This window comes from Micromonospora tarensis (assembly GCF_016803395.1).
In the GTDB taxonomy this organism is placed as follows: Bacteria; Actinomycetota; Actinomycetes; order Mycobacteriales; family Micromonosporaceae; genus Micromonospora; species Micromonospora tarensis.
On the sequence record NZ_JAEVHL010000305.1, the window covers coordinates 1 to 6,664 of the forward strand.

At 72.3% G+C, this 6,664-nt stretch carries 5 protein-coding genes; 1 reads left to right on the plus strand and 4 read right to left on the minus strand.

Annotated elements, in window-relative coordinates; all coding sequences use genetic code 11:
• Positions 1-106: 106 nt before the first annotated feature.
• Positions 107-2,893, minus strand: a complete 2,787-nt coding sequence (ppc, locus tag JM949_RS32165) for a phosphoenolpyruvate carboxylase (RefSeq protein ID WP_203151849.1) — start codon at positions 2,891-2,893, stop codon at positions 107-109.
• A 226-nt stretch (positions 2,894-3,119) separates the two neighbouring features.
• Here ppc and JM949_RS32170 point away from each other — a divergent pair, with 226 nt between their 5' ends.
• Positions 3,120-4,160, plus strand: a complete 1,041-nt coding sequence (locus JM949_RS32170; RefSeq protein ID WP_203151850.1) for a S66 family peptidase — start codon at positions 3,120-3,122, stop codon at positions 4,158-4,160.
• Positions 4,161-4,502: 342 nt separating this feature from the next.
• Here the strand turns inward: JM949_RS32170 and JM949_RS32175 are convergent, their stop codons facing one another.
• From JM949_RS32175 to JM949_RS38100, 3 genes are all read right to left on the minus strand, one after another.
• Entirely contained in the window at positions 4,503-5,408 is a 906-nt protein-coding gene (locus tag JM949_RS32175; protein WP_203151851.1) for a helix-turn-helix domain-containing protein, read from the minus strand.
• Positions 5,409-5,601: 193 nt separating this feature from the next.
• Positions 5,602-6,516, minus strand: a complete 915-nt coding sequence (locus JM949_RS32180; RefSeq protein WP_203151852.1) for a cyclase family protein — start codon at positions 6,514-6,516, stop codon at positions 5,602-5,604.
• On the minus strand, positions 6,477-6,664 hold a 188-nt coding region (locus JM949_RS38100; RefSeq protein WP_238434272.1), incomplete at its 5' end, for a hypothetical protein. The genes JM949_RS32180 and JM949_RS38100, both read right to left, overlap by 40 nt.

The window sequence follows — 6,664 nt, forward strand, 5'->3', positions numbered from 1 at the left end:
ATTTCGGGGGCGGGGATTTCGGCGGCGGCGACTTCTGACAGTTGTTCGCAGACCTACGAGTACGGGCCCGGTCGCTGCGACCGGGGCCCGTACTCGTACCTGTTGATCAGCCGGTGTTGCGCATTCCGGCGGCGATGCCGTTCACGGTGGTGAGCAGCGCGCGTTCCAGGGCGGTGCCGTCGCTCGGCGCGCGTCGGCCGCCGGGGGCGGTGGCGATCGCCCGCCCGGCGGCGCCTGACTCCCGGTACTGCCGCAGCAGCGCCACCTGGAGGTGGTGCAGCGGCTCCAGGTAGGTGTCGCGGACGGCCAGGGTGCGCTGGAGCACCGGCGAGTTTTCCAGCAGGGCCGGTGCGGCGGTGATCGCCAGCACCTCCCGCTTGGTCAGCTCGTACTCCTGCTCGATCTGCTCGAAGATCGGGTGCAGCTTCTTCGGCACCAGCGTCTCGACGTACCGGCGGGCGATGCTCAGGTCGGTCTTGGTCAGCATCATCTCGACGTTCGACAGGAACGTCCGGAAGAAGTGCCAGTTGCGGTGCATCTCGGCCAGCACGTCCGCCAGCCCGGCCTCGCGGGCGGCGGCCAGCCCCGACCCGACGCCGAACCAGCCCGGCACGATCTGCCGGGTCTGCGTCCAGCCGAACACCCACGGGATGGCCCGCAGCCCGGACAGCCCCGCACCGGTGTTCGGGCGCTTCGCCGGCCTTGAGCCGATGTTCAGCGCACCGAGCAACTCGGTGGGGGTGGACGCCCAGAAGTACGCCGGCAGGTCCGGGTCCTCGACGAGCGACCGGTAGGACCGGAACGCCGACTCGGAGACCACGTCCATCGTGGCGTCCCAGCGTTCCAGCATCTCGGCCGGCTGCCGGGGGGCCGTGTGCAGCAGGGTCGCCTGGAGCACCGCGGCGAGGGTCAGCTCCAGGTTCTCCCGGGCCAGCGAGGGCAGGGTGTACTTGTCGGAGATCACCTCGCCCTGCTCGGTCACCTTGATCGCGCCGTCCATCGTGCCGTACGGCTGAGCCAGGATCGCCTCGTGCGTCGGCCCGCCGCCGCGCCCGACCGTGCCGCCCCGGCCGTGGAACAGCCGCAGGTGCACCCCGTGCCGGGCGGCCACGTCGCGAAGCGCGCGCTGCGCCCGGTGGATCGACCACTGGCTGGTGGTGATCCCGGCCTCCTTGTTCGAGTCGGAGTAGCCGAGCATGACCTCCTGCACGTCACCCCGGGCGGTCACCAACGCCCGGTACGCGGGCAGCGACAGCAACTCGTCGAGGAGTTCGCCCCCGGCGTTCAGCTCGGCCGGGGTCTCCAACAGCGGCACGAACCCGATCCGGGCCCGGCCGCTGTGCACGTCCACCAGGCCGGCCTCGCGGGCCAGCACCACAGCGGCCAGCACGTCGTCGACACCCAGGGTCATCGAGATGATGTACGACTCGATCACCTCGGTGCCGAACCGGTCCTGTGCCTCCCGGATCGTCCCGAACACGTCGAACGTCTTGCGGGCCGGCTCGGTGAGCGCGGTGTCCACTGTGGACAGGGGCCGACGGCCGGTCAGCTCGTCGGCGAGCAGCTTGGTGCGTTCCAGCCGGGTCAACGCCGGGTAGTCGGAGACCTCACCGACCGCCTCGTAGAGCTGGGCGAGCACCGCGTGGTGCGCCTCGGCGTGCTCGCGGACGTCCATGGTGGCCAGGTGCAGGCCGAAGGCGGAGACCGTACGGATGGTGGAGGCCAGCCGGCCGACGGCGGTGAGCTGCCCGGAGTTGCGGGCCAGCGACGCGCGCAGCAGGTCCAGGTCGGCGATCAACTCGGCCGAGCCCCGGTAGTCCCGGCCCGGTACGTGGGCGGTGCCCTGGCGCAACCGCTGCCGGGTGTTGGCGAGCTTCGCCTTCACACAGCGTGCCTTGAGCCGGTACGGCTCCTCCGCGTTGACCCGGCGGAACCGCTGCGCCACCTCGGGCAGCGCGTCCAGGTCGGCGGCGAGGCTGGCGGAGAGGTCCAGGGACACCCCGCGCAACCGGCGGGAGACCGAGACCTCGTTGATCAGGTGGTCCATCGCCTTCTCGGTGGCCGCGATGCCGTGCTCGTGCTGGATGGTCAGCACCTCGCGGGTCACCGCCGGGGTGACGAACGGGTTGCCGTCCCGGTCGCCGCCGATCCAGGTGCCGAAGCTCAACGGGCGAGCCGTCGGCGACGTCTCCACGCCGAGTGTGCGCAGCGTGTCGGCCAGGTCGTCGAGCACCTGCGGGGCGGCCTCGGCGTACAGGTCACGCAGGTAGTAGATGGCGTTACGGGCCTCGTCGGTCGGGTCCGGTCGGTCGAGGCGCAGCTCGTCCGTCTGCCACATCAGGTCCAGCAGCTCGGCCAGCCGGCGGTTGGCCGGGCCCTCGTCGCTGGCGCCGTAGAGGATCGCGTTGGCGGTCTCGGTGTCCAACTCGTCGGCGATCGCGCGCAGCTTGGACAGGATCGAGCGGCGGGCCGCCTCGGTCGGGTGTGCGGTGAAGACCGGTCGGACCGCCAGCCGACGTGCCGCGTTGGCGATCTCCTCGGCCGGCACCCCACGCTCGGCGATCATCTTGGCGGCCTGGTCCAGCCAGCCGCCCTGCACCGCGCGGCGACGGCGCAGATCCCGCGCCCGGTGCACCTGCTCGGTGATGTTGGCCAGGTGGAAGTAGGTGGAGAAGGCGCGGGCCAGCTTGGTGCCGGTGGTCACGTCCAGCCCGCCGAGACGCTGGGCGGCGGCCGGGGCGTCGGTGCGAACCTGGGCGCGGATCTCCTCGACGAGGTCGAGCAGTGGGCGACCCTCCTGGCGGGCCAGGGTCTGGCCGAGCAGGGTGCCGAGTCGGCGGATGTCGGCGCGCAGTGCGGCGTCCGGGCCGTCGTGGTCGTGCTGGTCGGTCACGGTGCGCTCCCTTGCGTGGATACGAAGGACAGCGCTGTCGACTTACTGGATGGTATCCGCGCGGGCCGGATGTCTGGAGGGCCCCCTGGCGATCCGCTGCCTCCGGGTGGGTGTTTTCGGACGTGATCTCAACCACCGTCCCGGGCGGCCCGAGGCGGGGACGGGCGCTCCCCGTCGCGGGAACCGCCGGACGGAAAGAACTTGGTGGGGCGACTAGCCTTCGATCATGGGGACGCTGAGCTATCCACCGAAAGCGCGGCCGGGCGACCGGGTCGCGGTCGTCTCGCCCTCCGCCGGACTGCCCGCCCTCTTTCCCCACGTGTACGAGTTGGGGCTGCGCCGGCTCCGCGAGGAGTTCGGCCTGGAGCCGGTGGAGTATCCGACCACCCGGGCCACCGGGGCGAACCCGCGCGAGCGGGCCCGCGACCTGACCGCCGCCTTCGCCGACCCGGGCATCACCGCGGTACTGGCCACGGTCGGCGGGGACGACCTGATCACGGTCACCCCGCACCTGGACGACGAGGTGCTGCGGGCCAACCCCAAGCCGTACTTCGGCTACTCGGACAACACGAACATGCTCAACCACCTGTACCGGTTGGGCCTGGTCGCGTACCACGGCGGCTCGGTGCTGGTGCACCTCGGCCGGCCGGGTTCGCCGCACCCGCTGACCTTCGCCTCACTGCGCGCCGCCCTCTTCACCAGCGACTGGTACGAGTTGACGCCCGCCCGCCAGTGGGGCGACCGGCCGAACCCGTGGACCGAGCCGGACACGTTGGCGGACGAGCCGGAGATGCTGCCCGGCGAGGGATGGCGCTGGCAGGGCCCGCAGCGGGTGGTGCAGGGGCCCACCTGGGGCGGCTGCTTGGAGATCCTGCACTGGCTGATGGCCACCGACCGGGTGCCGACCGTCGCCGAGCTGGCCGGGTCCGTGCTGATCGTGGAGACCTCGAACGAACTGCCCGGTGCCAAGGAGGTGTTCCGGATCGTCCGGAACATGGGGGAGCGGGGCCTGCTCGCCGCCTTCGGGGCCATCGTGGTCGGTCGACCCAAGGCGTGGGACTTCGACAAGCCACTGTCGGTGCCGGAACGGCGGGCGTGGGGCGAGGCCCAGCGGGACGCGATCCTGCGCGCCGTGACGGCGTACCACCCGGACGCGGTGGTGGTCTTCGACGTCGACTTCGGCCACACCGACCCGCAGCTGATCATCCCGTACGGCGGTGAGATGCGGGTGGACGCCGTCGGGCGCCGGATAGCGGTGCGCTACTGAGGAGCGGCTCGGCGGGTGCCCGCGCGGGTGCTCGGTCAGTCGTCCGCGCGGTGCTGCCCCACCTCCGGTGCCGGGCCCGAGGCGCGACCTGGCCAGCGCCGGGTCGACGGGAGCGGGCGGGTTCGGGCAATTTTCTTCAAGACGGCGGGGGTCCGATGCCCCGAGGATGGCTCGTGTCGGCCCGGACGTGGCCGACGGGGGCCGGCGCGGGGCACGCGGACCTGTTCGGGGAGGTCCGACGCCCCGGCTGGGCTCTGACCTGGTCGAGGGTGCGGGGCGGCGCGCGGGTGAGGAGACGCGCCACCGCGAAGCTGGCCGACGTCGTGGTCACGCCGTCCGGGTCTACCGTTCCGGCACCGGGGTGAGCAGGCGGCGCAGCCGGGCCGGCGGGTGGCCCACCTGCTCCCGGACCACCCGGGTCAGGTGTGCCTGGTCGGCGAAGCCGTAGTCGGTCGCGAGCGCGCCGAGCGGACGGCCGTCGGGCTCGGCGAGGGTGTCCAGCACCGCCCGCACCCGCAGCCGGTTCCGATAGGCGGTCAGGCTGCTGCCCGTCATCCGATGGAACACCCGGCTGAGGTGGTGCGAGGAGCTGCCGACCTCCCGGGCGACCTCGTCCAGACCGAGGGTGAAGCCGGAGTTCGCCAACACCTCCCTGGCGCGGTCGGCCAACCGCCGGTGCGCGGCCAGCGTCGCCGGTCGCCGCCGTACCGCCCGGTCGACCCCGCCATCCGCGTCGTCCGCGCCGAGCGGGTTGTGCCGCAGCAGGCGAGTCAGGAACCGGTGCAGCCGCTCGGACATCTCGAACCCGTCCAGCCCGCGCCGGAACTCGGCCACCAGCAGCCGGTGCGCCAGGTCCAGCCCGGCGTCCGAGGTCCCGGACCAGCCGCCGCGGTCCAGCCAGCCCACCGCGTCCGGTCGGTCCGCCAGCACCGTCGGATCAATCTCCAGGCAGGTGTACGAGTCGCCGCAGCCGAACGGGTGGGCCACGGCGAGTTCGTCGCCGGGGCGGGTGAGCAGCACGGAGGTCGCATCGGAGAGCTCGACCCGACCGTTGAGCCGGAGCCGGTACGCCCCGGAGCGCCCCAGGATGACCTTGTGGCGGTCCACGGCGGCGGGCTCCGTCCAACCGTGGTGCTCCACGATGCACCGCACCTGGTAGATCAGCATCCCCTCCGGGTGCCCCAACACCCGCCACCGGGCGGGTGTGGTGCGGCGACGCGGATCACTGCCAACTCCCTCGGCGGGCATCGTTCCCCCAGATGTGAGACCTGCGCGACGGCTTGCGGTCTCGCCGTCGAAATCGTGTCGGCTCACCGCCATGCCGTCCACCCCTGCCCGGTGTCGCTGCTCCTCGGGCGGCTGCTCCCCGGGCGGCTGCTCCCCGGGTGGGCTCCTGTGGGCTCTGGGCGGCGGCTGTGGGCGGCGGCTGTGGGCGGTGGCGTCAGGCGTCGACGACGGCGAAGGCGCGGACCGGGAAGGTGCCCATGCCGGCCACCATCGGAGGGGCCGCGGTGAACCGGAACCCGTCCGGTGGCAGGGCGTCCAGGCCGGTCAGGTGCTCCACGATCGGGATACCGGCGGCGAGCAGCGTGCTGTGCGCGGGGCGTACGCCGCCGGCCGCCGGGCTCATGTCGTCGATGTTGATCGAGTCGATACCGATCAGAGCCGCGCCCGCGTCGGCCAACGCCCGGGCGGCGTCCCCGGTCAGATACGGCGCCTCCGGCGCGCCGTACCGTTCGGTTCCGAAGTGCGCGTCCCACCCGGTGTGCAGCAGCACCGCGCGCCCCGCCACCTCGTACGGGGCCAGCATCAACCGGTCCACCGCCCGGCTGCCGGCCGGCACCCGGACCACCAGCCCGGGCAGGTCGGCGAGGCGGTCCAGGGACACCCCGGTCAGGTCGTCACCGCCGGCCCAGCGATGGGCGGGAGTGTCCAGGTACGTGCCGGTGTTGGCGATCATGTCGATTTGGCCCACGTGGAACTCGGTGCCCGGCGGGTACCGCTCGCGGGAGGCCGCGAAGGTCAACCAGTCGGTGATCCGGGGGCCCGGCCAACCCGGCAGGGTGGTCATCCCGTCGCTGATGACGTGACTCAGCTCGATCAGCCGACGATCGGTGCCGGATTCTTCGGCGGCGACACCCCGGCCGCCCTTGTGCGGCTCCTCGATGATCGTCTTGGCGCTGATCCGGACGTCGGCGACCATCAGCAGCCCGAGGTGCCGGACGAACAACGCCGCCAGGTCCTCGTCGCTGATGTCCTGACCAGGAATGTCCAGCCGAAAGCCTTCGGTACGCAGCCCGCCGCCGTTGGCGAAGCTCACCTCCGCGTCGAACTGTGCCCGCCACTGCTCACCCATCCAGAAACCCGACCACGGCACCGCCGCCTGGTCAAGATCCGCGCGAGTGGCCCGCCGCCGTTGGCGAAGCTCACCTCCGCGTCGAACTGTGCCCGCCACTGCTCACCCATCCAGAAACCCGACCACGGCACCGCCGCCTGGTCAAGAT

Bases quoted from the DNA above. Each gene is read 5' to 3' on its own strand.
- JM949_RS32170 (WP_203151850.1), top strand. From the start codon at position 3,120: ATGGGGACGCTGAGCTATCCACCGAAAGCGCGGCCGGGCGACCGGGTC.
- JM949_RS32175 (WP_203151851.1), bottom strand. From the start codon at position 5,408: ATGCCCGCCGAGGGAGTTGGCAGTGATCCGCGTCGCCGCACCACACCC.
- JM949_RS32180 (WP_203151852.1), bottom strand. From the start codon at position 6,516: ATGGGTGAGCAGTGGCGGGCACAGTTCGACGCGGAGGTGAGCTTCGCC.